Here is a 14,515-nt window from a genome sequence, read left to right as displayed (position 1 = left end):
TTTTGAGCAAGCATAGTTTGGTCCCCACCTAGTCGGTTCATCGCGGGTACACTGGTCTGCTCTGGGAAAGCCGTTCGTTGGGGCTTTTCATTAACCGGGGGCGATTTTTTATATGGGCCCCATTTTGTGCTGTTCACGATGGACAGTTTTCACTGACACCGCTCGCCTCTGTTATTTTCTCGTTCTTTAAATCTTGTTTTTCGTTGTCGGCAAAATTTCGCCGCATCTTCAGGATATTTGCGATTAGATAGAATTTTCAATTAATTAGAGGGTTAGACGCGGGGGAAGCGGCTAGTCCTTTCGGCGTGCGGCCCTCCAACGCATTGAGAATAAAGGCATAATTTGCTCGCCGTCGTGCTTTTGGGTTGAAGGGTATTTGGCTTCGATCCTCCCATAAGGGAAATGAATTGCAAAAAGCGTTCAAATCAATCAAAGGCACTCCTGATGATCATGTGTTCGACACCTCTTTGGATAGGGGTGTGGCGGGGCCGCTAATCCGTATGGGCAGGGTCGAATGAGTTGGAATATTGCTTTCCGTAAGGGAAAGGGGCCGGTGATCCTCTCACTCGGCCCCCTTAATCGGCTTCTGTGTCATGACGTTTTGTGTCGCGCGGCCTGTTAGCCCTTGCAATCCCAATACCGCTTGATCAGCCGTTCTTTCCGGTCATACCAATAGGCCTGTTCGGTTTTTGGCAAAGACGACGGATCGCGCAGCAATTGGTCGGCCGTTTTAATGGCATCTGACAGTTTGCCACAGGGATAATACTCCGGGGCGGTTGGGGCGTTGGAAACATCCACCTCCTCTGGTGTTTCACAGGCCACTAACGCAAGGCACAGCCCCGCCGCACAAAATGATTTTCTAAACATGATGATCCCCTCCTTAGAAATGGAAACGTGGTTGAAAATGGTCAAAACGGCAGGGGAAATTGCAGGCTCGGATATCCGAAAATTGATGCAGAGCGAAGTGCCTCTGCCGCCGTATGCTGGCCGCAACCCGCCATATCCCAACATGATCCTGGCCGTTTCCGTCGCCAGGATCCGCTTGAAAAAATGCGTGACGACCTGCATTTAGCTCAGCATTTACAGGGGGATCTGTCAAGCTAGCACAATGTTCAGGGTTTTTTGCAAGCAAAGACCGGGTGTATTCCGCCTGAAACAGCCATGATTCCCCCACATTCCAAGGTCGCAGATGGCCAAGGTTGCAGATGGTTTGAAAAAGGGATGGATCTGGGGCGGGGGGGATCACCGCATGACAAAAGGATCGGGGATAGGATCGTCTGATGTGCGCAGCCACACGGACTTCACCTTGGTATATTCCAGTGCGGCCTCGATCCCGCCCTCGCGCCCGTGCCCCGACAGACCATGCCCCCCAAAGGGCGCAATCGGGCTGACCGCGCGATAGGTGTTGACCCAGACAATGCCCGACCGGATCGCCCGGATCATCCGATGCGCGCGGGTCAGGTTTTGCGTGAATACGCCCGAGGCCAGACCGAATTTCGTGTTATTGGCAATGGCGATCGCCTCGGCTTCGTCCTTGAAACTGACCACCGACAGGACTGGGCCAAAGAACTCGTTGGTCAGGCTGTCGGCATCTGGGGCCGCATCGCAATCCAGAATGGTCGGGGGGAAATAAAACCCCTCTTGGTCCATGGGTTGTCCGCCGGTGATCAGCTTTGCACCCTGCGCCACCGACCGGTCTATCAAATCCAAAGCCACGTCGCGTTGGCGACGCGTACATAGTGGCCCGACCTCGGTGGCCATGTCCTCCGGCGCACCGATCACAATCGCTTCGGCCTTGGCTTTTAACCGGGCCAGAAATTCCTCTTTGATCGTATCTTGCACCACCAATCGCGACCCGGCCACGCAGCTTTGCCCGGTGGCCGCAAAAATCCCCGACACCTGCGCATTCACAGCGCTTTCCAGGTCGGCGTCTTCAAACACAATGAAGGGGGACTTGCCGCCCAGCTCCAGCGACGTGGATGCAAGGTTCTCTGCCGAATTGCGCACGATGTGGCGCGCGGTCTCCGGTCCGCCGGTAAAGGCCACATGGGCCACCTTTTCATGGCGGGTCAGCGCGGCACCCACGTCCGGCCCGCCGGTGATCACGTTCAAAACGCCCTTCGGGAAGCCCGCCTGATCAAAGACGCGGGCAAATTCCAGCATCGGTGCCGGGCCGTCCTCGGACGCCTTCAACACCACACTACACCCCGCCGCCAGCGCCGGACCGATCTTCACCGCTGACAGAAACAGCTGCGAGTTCCACGGCACTACGGCGGCCACAACCCCCAGAGGCTCGCGCCGCAGCCAAACCTCCATATCCGGCTTGTCGATCGGCAAATGTGCCCCTTCGATCTTGTCCGCCAGCCCGGCGTAATAGCGATAATATTCCGCCACATAGGCAATCTGAGCCGAGGTTTCGCGGATGATCTTTCCGGTGTCGCGGGTTTCCAGCTCTGCCAGACGAGGCGCGTTCTCAGCCATCAAATCCGCCAACCGCAACAGCAATTTGCCCCGCGCAGACGCTGTCATCCCGGCCCACTCGGATGAGAAAAACGCCGTTTCAGCGGCCATCACAGCGCGGTTCACATCGCCCGCACTGGCGGCGGGCATCTTTGCCCAAACCCGCCCGGTGGCCGGATCCAGACTGTCGAACTGCGCCGATCCATCCTCGAAAGCACCGCCGATATATTGCTGAAACTGCTGCATTATCTCTTTCCTCAAGGGGCGTTAAGAAAACGCGGGCATGACCTCATTGATGAACCGCTCAAGCGACGCTTTCTTGCGCTCAAAGCTCATCGAACTGTCGATCCAGAACGAGTATTCATCATATCCCAGCGCCGCGTAACCCTTTAGGCGTCGGATCACCTTGTCGGGCGTGCCGATCACCAGATCGCGTTCCATCGCTTCGGGCGAATAGAACGGATGGTTGGCGATATCCTCATCCGTCAGCGGGTCAATCAGGCCTTGCGTGATCTCGCGCTTGTTCATGAACCAAGCCCCGAAATAGCAGTAAAAGCGGTTAAGCTCCTCGGCCCCCAACTTTGTGTCCGCCTCATCCGCCGCCACATAGGTATGCTGCAACAACATCACCTTCGGGCGCGGCTGGTCCGGGAACTTCTCGCACGCCGCATTGAACTTGCTCATCAGGTCCGCAACTTCTTCGTCACCTTTCCACAGTGGCGTGACCTGAACGTTACAGCCATTTGAGACCGCAAACTCATGGCTGTTCGGATCACGGGCCGCGACCCAGATAGGTGGGCCGCCCGACTGTACCGGCTGTGGGGCCGAAGTGGTTTTGGGGAACTGGTGGAACGTTCCCTCATGGGCATAATCCCCTTTCCACAAGGCCTGAACAGCAGGCACCAATTCGCGCAGGCGCTGACCCGCTTCCCAGGCATCCATGCCGGGCATAAGCCGTTCATATTCAAACTCATACGCGCCGCGGGCAATGCCCAGCTCCAGCCGCCCGTCGGTGATGATATCGGTCATCGCCGCCTCCCCCGCCAGGCGGATCGGGTGCCAGAAGGGGGCAATCACCGTGCCGGTGCCAAGGCGCACATGTTCGGTGTGGCGGGCCACATCGATCAGGTTCAGCATCGGGTTCGGCGCGATGGTGAAATTCATCCCGTGATGTTCGCCGGTCCAGATCGCATGCATCCCGCCACGATCGGCGATTTTGCACAGCTCGATAAACTCGTCATACAGCTGCTTCTGGTCCTGATCGGGGGAAATGCGCTCCATATGCGCAAAAAGCGAAAACTTCATTGGGGTTTGCTCCCTTGCGACAGCGGGCGGACCTTGCCGCGCAGCTGATTGCCATAATAGACACCAAAATTCCCCATCCGGCTTTCCTGCGCGAACCGCTCCAACATGGTGCACATGGCGGGGTCCGCGATGTCCATCAGGGTGGATTGGCTGAGCTCGGTAAAGAGGCCACGGGCGGGGTCGCCTTCAGCCGCCTGACAGAGAAACGAGATGTGCTGATGTTCGCGCGCTTCATCTTCGTAGACAGAGTATATGAACCCGGGATCAGCGATGACGCCGAGGTCATCAATCAGCCGGGTCAGGGCGGCCGAGGCCCCGTCTTTCTTAACCTTGGTTTCCGGCAGGGTAAGGCGCCCGTCGCCGGCATCGACCAGAAGGATCTTGCCATCGCGTTCAATGAGGGCCGAGACCATCAGGTCCGCTTGGTTGCTGAGCGCGTCCACTTCGGCCGCGGGGGTCACATAGGCCCCGCGCGCATAGCCAAGCCCCGGTGCAGTGTCATTTTCAAAGGCTTCGACCTTGCCGATCAGGATCAGGTGGTCGCCCGCGACCACAGTGTTGAACATGGAACAGTCAAACCAGGCCGAGGTGCCGGAAAAGACCGGGCTGCCCACGGGCCCCTTGCGCCAGTCCACGGCGGCAAAGCGGTCTTCAACCGGGCGGGCAAATGTGTTGGATATGTCGATCTGCCCCTCGGACAGAATGTTCACCGCAAAGCCGCCAGTGTTGGCGAAGGTGTTGTAGTTGCTGGAGGAATTGGCGAGGCACACCAGCACCAAAGGCGGATCCAATGACACGGAGGTGAAAGAATTTGCGGTGAACCCAACCGGGTTTCCATCGGCATCATGCGTCGTCACCACGGTCACGCCGGTCATGAAAGCGCCAAAGGCGTTGCGCAAGGCGCGCGGGTCAATCTCGCTCATGATGTCTCTCCTTCGGGTGTCGTTTCCAACCATGTCAGCAGGGCGTCATTCACCGCATCCGGGGCGGTCAGGTTGACCATATGGCGGTGGCCTTCGATGATCATAGCACGGCCCAAGGGGGCGGCGTCTGCCATTGCCTGTGACATGGCGGGGGTCGAGTTCAGATCGCCATCGCCTGTCAGGGCCAGAAGCGGGCAGGGGATGTTGTTTATCTCATCCGCATAGGTTTCATCCCCGCGTGCGAAGGCCGAATAGGCGGTTGCGTATCCCTCTTTGTTAACCTGACTTAACCAGCGGGAAACCTTGTCGCGGGCGTCCTGATCAATTGGGCTGTCCCCGAACCAGCGGGCAAGAGGCGTCTCTGCGTCAAACGATCCGGACCGGATCAGATCTGCCCGCGCGATCACGGCGTTGCGCGCCTCTTCCGAGCGGCGATGGACCCCGTTTAACAGGGCGACCCGTTGCAGGTTTTTCGGGTGGGTGACAGCGTAACCGGCTGCGATCAGCGCCCCCATTGAGTGCCCGGCAAGGCTTAGATCCGACATCCCCAAAGTGATCAGGGCAGCGTGCAACCAGTCCACAAAATCAGCCAGTTGGGCGGTTTTTGCCAAAGGCGAGCTACCGCCGTGCCCCGGCAAATCCAGCGCGATCACCCGATGTGTTTGCGACAGACCGATGATCTGGGGTTCCCATGCCGCAGACTGCATGCCCACGCCATGCAGCAACACCAGAACCGGGCCGGACCCGGCTTCGCGGTAAGAGAGTGTGCCGTGACGGTCAGACTGCTGCCGGGTTATCAACGTCATGCCCCAATTCCTTCAGATCCTGATAGCGGTCGCCGATGCGGTGATGCGGGCGGCCTCCGATTGAGGCGCCAAGGGCGACGACAATCTCATCCGGGCCGGGGGCGTCGGCCACTTGCAGCGCGATGGTCAGGTAGTGGCTGCGCCTGCCGCCGTCGTTTTTGTCCATCAGCGGGATCTGCAACGGGGCGTTCGCGGGCCCGCGCGTGTTGGTGAACGCGAGATAGGATTTTGCCCCGACCGCCTCGCGGTAGTGATTGCCAAAGCGCAGGGTGTGAATCAGCGCCGAGGCATGTTCAACCTCGCCATTCACGCCAACAATCGCTGATTTTCCATAGGCTTCCACCTTGTCGCCGCCGCCTGCGGCCTCCAGGATCATACCGGTTAGAAGCTCTCCCAATCCCGGGGCACAATCGTGGATTTCTGGGCGCAAGTCGTTGACAAACCCCCGTCCGGCCCATGGGTTTTTGATCACCGCTAGGGCGGCAATCAACTTCAGCGAAACCTCGGCGGGTTTGCCCCCTTCGATCAGGGTTTCTTCGACATGCAGCAGCGTTTTGCGGATTTCAGCGGGCATGGGGGACCTTTCTCGATTCGTCATCGGTAGGATGGTATACCATGATATGATAAGTCAATATGATCTTGCCCGGCAGGTGACCCGCTGCTAACAAAGAGCCATGACCAAAAGCATCCTCTCCCCGATCGAGCAGCCACCGCAAACCCTGCGTGATATGGTGCAGGAACGTATGCGCGAGGCGATCATCGCGGGGCATTTCAAACCCGGAGAACGGTTGGTGGAACGTCCGCTTTGCGAACAGCTGGGCGTGAGCCGAACCGTCATTCGGGAAACAATTCGGTATCTTGAGGCGGAAGGGTTGGTCGAGATCCTGCCCGGGCGCGGGCCGATTGTGGCGACGATGAGCTGGCAGGACGCGCAGCAGATCTATGAGATCCGCCGGATGTTGGAAACGTCGGCGGCCGAAGAATGCGCACGCAAGATCACGCCGGAGCGGTCTGAAAACCTGCGGGTGGCTCTGGATCGGCTGCAACGGGAACGGGACGGGGCGACGCCGGGCGAGCTTTTCCGCGCGTCGTCGGATTTCTATTCCGAGATTTTTGATGGCGCGGGGCATCACATCGCCTGGGAAATTGTGCAGCGCCTGAATGGGCGGATCAGCCGGTTGCGCGCGATGACCTTATCGTCGACCGACCGGGAACGGCCCGGCGCCGAACACATGCAAGCGATTTGTGAGGCGATCACATCCGGGGATCCTGATGCAGCGCGGGCCGCTGTGAGCCGCCATCTGGACGACACACAGGCCATTGCCGCTCGGCTGTTGGCGGAACAGGGCGAGGATGTTTGACCATGCCGAAAGCCTATTGGATCGCCAATGTCACCATCATGGATCCTGAAAAATACGCGGGGTATCAGTCGCTTGCGCCATCTGCTTTTGCGAAATACGGCGCGCGGTTTCTGGCGCGGGGCGACGCGGACACATTGGAAGGGCGCGATTGGCAACGCCGCGTGGTGATCGAATTTGCCAGTCTGGACGCGGCCCACGCCTGTTACAACAGCCCCGAATATCAGGCGGCCAAAGCGCATCGCGACGGGGCCTGTGATGCGGATATTGCCATCATTGAAGGGCTGGAATAGCTGCCCGACTTGCCTTGAAAGGACATGATATGAGTGAGCGGTTCGAGACCGGATTGGCGCAGCGCAAAGCGACCTTAGGTGCTGAATATGTTGAGAAAAACCTGGCGGCAGCGGATGCGTTCACCCGGCCGTTCCAAGAGGCGATGACCGAATGGTGCTGGGGGTTTGGCTGGGGGGACGAGGCGATTGACGCCAAGACCCGGTCGCTGATGAACCTGTCGATGATCGGGGCGCTGGGCAAGATGCATGAATGGGAATTGCACCTGAACGGCGCGATCAACAACGGTGTCAGCGTCGAGGAAATCCGCGCTGCGATCCATGTGATCGCAATTTATTGCGGGGTTCCACAGGGGGTGGAATGTTTCCGCATTGCCCGTAAGGTGTTGGAAGAACGGGATCTTTTGTCGTCTGAAGATTGATCAGGGTCGCGGATCAGGGAAGTGGGTCTGTCTGGTGCAGCTTCACCCGCAACCCGCCATGATCAATCGGCGGGCCGGGGGGCAGAAGCGGCAATTGGGTGGCTTTGGCCAGCCCCGCATCCGAGGTGATGATGCCGACACGCCAGCCGGAAAACCGCTCTGCCATCACCTGACCAAACCGCCCATGCAGTGCAAAGAGTTGTTTTTTATCGCCAATTCGCTCGCCATAGGGTGGGTTCACAATGACAATGCCCGGATCACAATCAGGGCGCTGCAGGTCGCTGATCGCGGCATGGGTGAAACGTGTCAGCGCGGTGACGCCAGCGGCCTCGGCGTTTTTGCGGCTATTTTCCACCGCGCCGGCGTTGCGGTCGGACCCAAAAAAGCGCGGGGGCAAAACTTTAAAGTCTTTAAAGGCCTGCGCCCCCCGATCTTTAAACTTTTTAAAGGTCTCAGCCTCAAAACTTGTAAGTTTTTCGAAGGCAAAGTGGCGGTCGCGCCCGGGCAGGACCCCCGCCGCCCATTCTGCGGCCTCGATCACGAACGTCCCGGATCCGCACATCGGGTCGAGCACCGCTTGGGAACCGTCGAACCCCATCTCGCGCAGGAAAAGTGCGGCCAAGGTTTCGCGCATCGGCGCCTTGCCGGTGGCGGTCTTATGGCCGCGCTTGTGCAAGCTGTCGCCCGAGGTATCGAGGCTGATCGTGCAGAGGTTCTTTTCGATCCGCATCTTCACCGAAATCTCGGCCTCGGAGGTGTCCTGGGGCAGCACCGCGCCGACCTCATCCACCAACGCCTTTTCAATCCGTTCGCTGGCCGCCCGGTCGTGATAGATTTTCGACTTGCGGCAGGTGGTGTCGACCTTCACGGAAACGCCCTGCGGCAAAAGCGCGGCCCAGTCCACCTGATGCGCCTTTTTGTCGAGCTGCGACAGGTGCGTGACGGGAAATTCGGCGACCCGGACCAGCACCCGCGTCGCCCCGCGCAAAACCAGATTGGCGCGCCAGACCTCTTGCCAGCGCCCCTTGAAGGCCACCCCACCGGGCAGCACTTTGGGGGCGGAAAACCCGCATTCCAACGCTTCGGCGCGCAGGGCGTGTTCCAGCCCCGGGGGGGCCACAAGGAAGATATCAAGGCGGTCTTGGCTCATCCCAGCGGTGTATCCGCTTGGGCGGTGAAGGAAAAGGGCGCATCGGTTGGGGGGGGGCAGGCGGGTGTAAAAAAATGTGTAAAATGCCATTTGGATATGATGCGGCTAGATCGCCTAACGCATTGACAAAACGAAGGATATTCGAAACCGGTCGGGGATGAAATCTTTCCATATGTCCGCCATGAATTTGCCTGAATTTAACTAAATACCTGCATAGGGAAAGCAGTGCGTCTTGCGCCATGTGTCTTCTGCCGTGGGCGGACGGCCGGCCAGCTGCGTGTAGATGATGATTTGAGGTAAGTGTAGATGGCGACCAATACGACGAGCAGCTCTGGAAATGATACCCTGATCGGGGATCACGAAAATGACAGCATTGATGCACAGGGCGGCGATGATCTGGTGGTGGCCGGCGGTGGCGATGATACCGTCGAAGGGGGCGCCGGGCAGGATACGCTTTATGGCGATCACCTGACGGATGCTGCGCGTGCCTTTCTGGATTGGTCGCTGTTGGGCAGCGATGGCACCGACCTGACGGGTGGGTTCACCCAGGACACAGGCGACGTGGACGTTTCGGTCAGCTTCACCGATCCGGGCAACAACAACACGACCTTTGCCGTTGAAACCAGCAACACGCAATATACCGGATCCGGTCCGTTTGATGCGAATTCCGCAGGGCGCCTGTTTGGCGATGGGGATGCTGACACGGCGGTGCTGACGGTCGATTTCGCGGCATCCGCGGGGTCGTCTGCCTCGGGTGAGGTGGAAAATGTGGCCTTCCGGATCAACGATCTGGACCGGGTGGACGGCAACCACATCGACGAGATCGTGGTGACCGCCTATGACGCCGATGGCAATCCGGTGACGGTGAACCTGACCGCCGGCAGCGACATGGGCCTGTCTGGCGACACCGCCACTGGGCAGGGCAATTATACCACGGCCAGCGAAGAGGCGTCTTTGCTGGTCGAGATCCCCGGGCCGGTGTCGAAGATCGTCATCTCCTATGCCAACCGAGACGCGACGACCCACGCGGTGGACATCACGGACATTTACTTCGATCCGATCAAGGAGACAGGCGATGACAGCCTGTCGGGCGGTGCCGGGAATGACAGCCTGTATGGCGGCGAGGGGCTTGACACGTTGGAAGGCGGCACCGGGGCCGACTATCTGGAGGGTGGCGCGGCGCAGGATACGGCCGATTACAGCGCCTCGTCGGCGGCGGTAACGGTGGATCTGTCATCCGGCACTGGCAGTGGAGGTGATGCCGAAGGGGATATGTTAACCGGCGTTGACGGGATCATCGGGTCGGATCATGACGACACGCTGTTGGGCTATGACGGCCAATCTCTGACCGGCGATCTGGCCACCGATTACACCAATATTTTCGACGGCGGCGCGGGCGACGATTATATCGACGGGCGCGGCGGCGACGACATTTTGCGCGGTGGTGCAGATGACGACACGCTTGTCGCCGGGGCCGGCGATGACCAGCTGTTTGGCGACGGTGGGGATGATGTCTTTGACGTGGATGCGGGGTTTGGCAGCGACACGATTGTGGGCGGCGAGACGGGCGAAACCGCGGGCGATACGCTGGATGCGTCCAGCATGTCTGACAACATCGCGCTGGATCTGTCTGCCAATGGTGCCTCTGATCCGGAAAGTGGTACGCTGAGCGCGGGTGGCGACACGCTGACGTTTTCCGAGATCGAAAATGTGCACCTCGGGTCCGGGGACGACACCGCGACCGGGTCGTCGGGTGATGACAATGTGGATCTCGGCGCAGGGAATGACAGCGCGCAGGGCGGCGCGGGCAACGACACGCTGGAAGGCGGCGACGGGGCCGACACGCTGTTGGGTCAGCAGGGCGATGACAGCCTGTCGGGGGGCGATGGCAATGACACGATGGGGGTTTATGTCGCGCCCGTCATGCCCGAACTGATTGCCAACGGATCCTTTGAGGATGGCACCCATTCGGCCAATGGCGTGGATGGGCTGAACAATTGGTTCAACATTGCAGGTTCGCCCGACAGCGCGGATGATGGCACCTCGGCGGAAAGCTGGAACCCCTCACATGCCGGGTCGGATGGCACCGGTTACATTACAATGTGGAGCGACACCAACGCGCCCAATGAAACCATGGGGCAGACGCTGGGCGCGCCGCTCGAAGAGGGCAAGACCTACAGTTTCACCTTTGATGCCTATTCTTCGGATTATGTGAACGGGCAGTGGTTCACCGCGGTGGACAAGCCGGTCAATTTCGAAATTCTCGACCAGGATGGCAATGTGCTGGGCACGGCGGTTGTGCAGGGCACCAGCTACGAGGAATACGAGATTCAGTTCGTGGCCCCGGCCGGGGTGACGGGGATCCAGTTGCGCCCGAACCAGTCGCCAGATGCGACGATGACCTATCCTAGCGTGGTGCTGGATGATGTGTCTCTGACCGAAGTGCCCGAGGTGCCGACCGGCATCGGCGCGGGCAACGACACGATGGATGGCGGCGCTGGCGATGACCTGATCCATGGCGGCGACGGCAATGACAGCCTGCTGGGCGGCACTGGCGCGGACACGATAGATGGCGGCGCGGATGCGGACACGATCGTGGGCGGCAGCGGTGCCGATGACCTTTCCGGTGGCGCAGGGGATGATGATATCTCGGTCGGCGGGGCCGACACGGCGTCGGGCGGCACCGGCGATGATGTGTTCACGCTTGATACCACGGATCTGTCGGGTGATGTGACTGCGATCATTGACGGTGGGTCCGACGGCACCGATGGCCACCCGGACGGGCCGGAAAACGGCGATGAAGGCGATGTGCTGGACCTGTCGGCAGCCCCCGGCGGGGTGGACATCACGTTCACCGCGGACCCCGAGGATGGGACGGTTGATGGGCTGGATGGCGATGCCTCGCCCGACATCACCTTCGAAGAGATCGAGAAAGTGATTGCCACGGGTCAGGATGATGTGATCGACGGATCCGCCACCACATCGGGCATTGATGTGGTGGCCGGTGACGGGCAGGACGCGATCACCGGCGGCACCGGGACCGATACAATCGACGCAGGCGCGGGGGCCGATACGGTTGACGCGGGGGGCGGCAATGATGTGATCGATCTCGGTCAGGACCCCAACAACCCGGGCACGCCGGATGGCGATGTGGATCGCCTGGTGTTTGAGGATGGCGACGGCCAGGATGTGATCCACAATTTCGACGGGCCGGTGCTTGACAGCAATGGCAACCCGACCCAACCCAACGACCTGTTGGATGTGTCTGGCCTGACCGATGCGGGCGGTGATCCGGTCGACACGATGGATGTGACCGTGACCACCAATCCGGATGGCGACCCGGTTCTGACCTTCCCGAATGGCGAAAGCGTGACGCTGGTGGATGTGCCCGCGGGCCCGTTCACCGATCCGCTGACCGTGCATGATGCGCTGGTGGCAATCGGCATTCCGCGTGGCACCGATGGGTATGTGGACGGCTCGTCCGGGGACGATCTGATTGACGGGAGCTATACTGGCGACCCCACCGATGACATGGTGGATGCGGGGGACGCCGTGTTGCCCGGCATGGTGGGCGATGATGACCACATCCGTGCGGGCGCAGGCGATGATACCATTGCCCCGGGCGCAGGCGACGATATTGTCGAGGCCGGTGATGGTGACGACCGGATCGAACTGCAAAACGGCTTTGGGAATGACACGATCACCGGCGGAGAAGGAGCCGAAGATGAGGGCGGCGACCTGCTGGACGCGTCCGATGTCACCGATGACCTGACCCTGGATCTCTCGGGCGCGGACCCCGAAAGTGGCACGCTGACCGATGGCACCGACACTGTCACCTTCAGCGAAATCGAAAGCGTCACGCTGGGATCTGGCGATGACACCGCCACCGGCTCTGATGGGAATGACAGCATTTTTGCCGGGGCCGGGGATGACAGCCTGTCGGGGGGCGACGGGGCGGATACGCTTTTTGGCAATGAAGGCAGCGACACCGTGGATGGCGGTGGCGGGGATGATCTGATCAACACCCGCACCTCGCCGGGCACCGGTGCGCCGGATGTGGGGATCGTTTATCCCGACGACCCCTCCACGCCGCAAGATGAAAGCGCGCTGTTCAGCTATCCGGCGGACAGCGACCCGAACAATGACCGCGACAGCGTCGATGGCGGATCCGGGAATGACACGATCCTGACCGGCGATGATGATGACACCATCCTGGGCGGCAGCGGCAATGATCTGGTCGATGCGGGCTTTGACGATGACAGCGTTGACGGTGGCCTGGGCGATGACACGTTGCAGGGTCAGGAAGGCAATGACACGATCGAAGGCGGCGACGGTCATGATGTGATCTATGGCGGCCTGTCGCCGACCAGCCCGGATTACGCTGCGATGGGGATCTATTCGCTGGAGGATGACGGGGCCAACACGCTGACCGATCCAGAACCCGACAACAACTCTGACAGCCTGTCAGGGCGCGCGGGCAATGACAGCATCTATGGCGGCGATGACAATGACACGCTGTCCGGCGGGGCGGATGACGACCTGTTGGATGGTGGCATTGACGATGACCGTTTGGATGGCGGCGCGGGGGATGACCAGCTGATCGGTGGTCATGGCGATGACACCATGATCCTGTCCACCGGCGCAGATACCGTGTCGGGTGGCGACGGGCAGGACAGCTATCGCGCCGATGGTCCGCTGGACGAACAGATCAACGTGACGGTGGCCGATGACGGCGCGGGCACGGTGGCCAAGACCGATGATGCAACCACCGATACGCTGACCGGGGTTGAGCATTTTGTGGCGGACGAAACCGCGCGCGATGATACGATCACCCTGACCACCACAGTGACGGATCGCGCCACGATCGAGGGGCTGGATCCGGGCGTGACCGGGGTGTTTTCACCCACATCCGGCGCGCCGGATGTCACCTTTGGTGGGCCGGGGGAACCGACGTTGGCGGATCTTCTGGGCAACCCCAACCTGTCGGGCACGGTGACGATCACCGGCGGTGATGAAAGCGGCAAGATTGGCAATATCTCGTTTGAGAATTTCGAGGTGATCAATTTCGATATTGTCTGCTTTGCCCGGGGCACGATGATCCTGACCGCCGAGGGCGAAGTGCCGGTCGAGGATTTGACGCCCGACATGCGCGTCGTCACGCTGGATCGTGGGTTTCAGCGCCTGCGCTGGGTCGGCTCGCGGATCGTCAAGGCCCATGGCAAGTTTGCGCCGGTGCGCATCAAGGCCGGACATTTCGGGTTGGAGCGTGATCTTTGGGTCAGCCAGCAGCACCGCCTGCTTTTGAAAACCCCGATGGCGGAACTGATGTTTGGTGAAAGCCAGGTTCTGGCGCCCGCAAAAGGCCTGGTCAATGATGACAGCGTGCGGATTGTTGAGGGCGGCGAGGTGGAGTATTTCCATCTGATGTTCGACGGGCATGAGCTGGTCTATTCCAACGGCATCCCAACCGAGAGCTTCCACCCGGCGCAGGTCGGCATGGGCAGCTTTGCCGATGAAACGCGGCGCGAGATCTTTGACCTGTTCCCCGAGCTGGAGATGGAGCTGGAAAGCTATGGTCGCGTGGCACGCCCGTCCTTGTCGGTGCGCGAAACCCGCGCGCTGCAGGGCCGTCTGATGTAGTTGGACTCTCTGAGCGGGGGAACAGGCGCGCGTGGTCGCGCCTGTTCCCCAAGACCGAAACGCTTGGCACAGGCGCATCCAATGCGACGTGACATCTGAACCTCTCAGAAACAGGGGAGGTAGCCCCATGTCACCTGCATGACCCGGGTGATCTCGGGTCG

12 protein-coding genes are annotated in these 14,515 nt (G+C 60.3%); 5 read left to right on the top strand and 7 right to left on the bottom strand.

What is annotated here, in order from left to right; genetic code table 11:
* Window positions 1–618: 618 nt before the first annotated feature.
* Entirely contained in the window at window positions 619–867 is a 249-nt protein-coding gene (locus ACP15V_RS02345; protein ID WP_424942070.1) for a hypothetical protein, read from the bottom strand.
* A 19-nt stretch (window positions 868–886) separates the two neighbouring features.
* Between ACP15V_RS02345 and ACP15V_RS02340 the strand changes: the two genes are divergently transcribed.
* Window positions 887–1,072: a hypothetical protein gene (locus ACP15V_RS02340; protein WP_424942069.1), complete on the top strand. Its 186-nt coding sequence runs from the start codon at window positions 887–889 to the stop codon at window positions 1,070–1,072.
* A 170-nt stretch (window positions 1,073–1,242) separates the two neighbouring features.
* Here the strand turns inward: ACP15V_RS02340 and ACP15V_RS02335 are convergent, their stop codons facing one another.
* From ACP15V_RS02335 to ACP15V_RS02315, 5 genes are read right to left on the bottom strand one after another with little or no spacing between them, the layout of a single operon-like run.
* Window positions 1,243–2,706, bottom strand: coding sequence for an aldehyde dehydrogenase (locus ACP15V_RS02335; RefSeq protein WP_424942068.1), 1,464 nt, complete (start codon window positions 2,704–2,706; stop codon window positions 1,243–1,245).
* Between the two features lie 21 nt (window positions 2,707–2,727).
* A complete protein-coding gene (locus ACP15V_RS02330; RefSeq protein WP_424942067.1) occupies window positions 2,728–3,765 on the bottom strand; it encodes an LLM class flavin-dependent oxidoreductase in 1,038 nt (345 codons plus the stop codon).
* The gene (locus ACP15V_RS02325; RefSeq protein WP_424942066.1) at window positions 3,762–4,688 is read right to left on the bottom strand and encodes a flavin reductase; all 927 of its coding nucleotides are present in this window, start codon (window positions 4,686–4,688) and stop codon (window positions 3,762–3,764) included. Before ACP15V_RS02325 ends, ACP15V_RS02330 begins: the two co-directional genes overlap by 4 nt.
* Entirely contained in the window at window positions 4,685–5,494 is an 810-nt protein-coding gene (locus tag ACP15V_RS02320; protein WP_424942065.1) for an alpha/beta fold hydrolase, read from the bottom strand. The genes ACP15V_RS02325 and ACP15V_RS02320 overlap by 4 nt, the downstream gene beginning before the upstream one ends.
* Window positions 5,466–6,068 (bottom strand): amino acid synthesis family protein, encoded by a 603-nt coding sequence (locus ACP15V_RS02315; protein ID WP_424942064.1) that lies wholly within the window; start codon window positions 6,066–6,068, stop codon window positions 5,466–5,468. Before ACP15V_RS02315 ends, ACP15V_RS02320 begins: the two co-directional genes overlap by 29 nt.
* Window positions 6,069–6,168: 100 nt before the next feature.
* Between ACP15V_RS02315 and ACP15V_RS02310 the strand changes: the two genes are divergently transcribed.
* Genes ACP15V_RS02310 through ACP15V_RS02300 form a run of 3 tightly spaced genes read left to right on the top strand, consistent with a single transcriptional unit; the run spans window position 6,169 to window position 7,564 of the window.
* Complete coding sequence (locus ACP15V_RS02310; protein WP_424942063.1) at window positions 6,169–6,855, top strand: GntR family transcriptional regulator; 687 nt, start codon at window positions 6,169–6,171, stop codon at window positions 6,853–6,855.
* Between the two features lie 2 nt (window positions 6,856–6,857).
* Window positions 6,858–7,145, top strand: a complete 288-nt coding sequence (locus ACP15V_RS02305) for a DUF1330 domain-containing protein (RefSeq protein WP_424942062.1) — start codon at window positions 6,858–6,860, stop codon at window positions 7,143–7,145.
* Window positions 7,146–7,174: 29 nt separating this feature from the next.
* Window positions 7,175–7,564: a carboxymuconolactone decarboxylase family protein gene (locus ACP15V_RS02300; protein ID WP_424942061.1), complete on the top strand. Its 390-nt coding sequence runs from the start codon at window positions 7,175–7,177 to the stop codon at window positions 7,562–7,564.
* Window positions 7,565–7,577: 13 nt separating this feature from the next.
* Here ACP15V_RS02300 and ACP15V_RS02295 read toward each other — a convergent pair whose 3' ends face one another.
* Window positions 7,578–8,714: a THUMP domain-containing class I SAM-dependent RNA methyltransferase gene (locus tag ACP15V_RS02295; RefSeq protein WP_424942060.1), complete on the bottom strand. Its 1,137-nt coding sequence runs from the start codon at window positions 8,712–8,714 to the stop codon at window positions 7,578–7,580.
* Window positions 8,715–9,020: 306 nt separating this feature from the next.
* Here ACP15V_RS02295 and ACP15V_RS02290 point away from each other — a divergent pair, with 306 nt between their 5' ends.
* Entirely contained in the window at window positions 9,021–14,354 is a 5,334-nt protein-coding gene (locus tag ACP15V_RS02290; protein ID WP_424942059.1) for a Hint domain-containing protein, read from the top strand.
* Window positions 14,355–14,515: the final 161 nt, after the last annotated feature.

Origin of the sequence: Aliiroseovarius crassostreae (genome assembly GCF_049803815.1) — a bacterium.
In the GTDB taxonomy this organism is placed as follows: Bacteria; Pseudomonadota; Alphaproteobacteria; order Rhodobacterales; family Rhodobacteraceae; genus Aliiroseovarius; species Aliiroseovarius crassostreae_A.
This window is presented reverse-complemented; position numbering and strand designations above follow the sequence as displayed.

What these genes read in the sequence shown, in the direction of transcription:
- ACP15V_RS02345 (WP_424942070.1), bottom strand. Translation starts at nt 867, where the DNA reads ATGTTTAGAAAATCATTTTGTGCGGCGGGGCTGTGCCTTGCGTTAGTG.
- ACP15V_RS02305 (WP_424942062.1), top strand. Translation starts at nt 6,858, where the DNA reads ATGCCGAAAGCCTATTGGATCGCCAATGTCACCATCATGGATCCTGAA.
- ACP15V_RS02325 (WP_424942066.1), bottom strand. Translation starts at nt 4,688, where the DNA reads ATGAGCGAGATTGACCCGCGCGCCTTGCGCAACGCCTTTGGCGCTTTC.
- ACP15V_RS02320 (WP_424942065.1), bottom strand. Translation starts at nt 5,494, where the DNA reads ATGACGTTGATAACCCGGCAGCAGTCTGACCGTCACGGCACACTCTCT.
- ACP15V_RS02310 (WP_424942063.1), top strand. Translation starts at nt 6,169, where the DNA reads ATGACCAAAAGCATCCTCTCCCCGATCGAGCAGCCACCGCAAACCCTG.
- ACP15V_RS02340 (WP_424942069.1), top strand. Translation starts at nt 887, where the DNA reads ATGGAAACGTGGTTGAAAATGGTCAAAACGGCAGGGGAAATTGCAGGC.
- ACP15V_RS02300 (WP_424942061.1), top strand. Translation starts at nt 7,175, where the DNA reads ATGAGTGAGCGGTTCGAGACCGGATTGGCGCAGCGCAAAGCGACCTTA.
- ACP15V_RS02330 (WP_424942067.1), bottom strand. Translation starts at nt 3,765, where the DNA reads ATGAAGTTTTCGCTTTTTGCGCATATGGAGCGCATTTCCCCCGATCAG.
- ACP15V_RS02315 (WP_424942064.1), bottom strand. Translation starts at nt 6,068, where the DNA reads ATGCCCGCTGAAATCCGCAAAACGCTGCTGCATGTCGAAGAAACCCTG.
- ACP15V_RS02335 (WP_424942068.1), bottom strand. Translation starts at nt 2,706, where the DNA reads ATGCAGCAGTTTCAGCAATATATCGGCGGTGCTTTCGAGGATGGATCG.
- ACP15V_RS02295 (WP_424942060.1), bottom strand. Translation starts at nt 8,714, where the DNA reads ATGAGCCAAGACCGCCTTGATATCTTCCTTGTGGCCCCCCCGGGGCTG.
- ACP15V_RS02290 (WP_424942059.1), top strand. Translation starts at nt 9,021, where the DNA reads ATGGCGACCAATACGACGAGCAGCTCTGGAAATGATACCCTGATCGGG.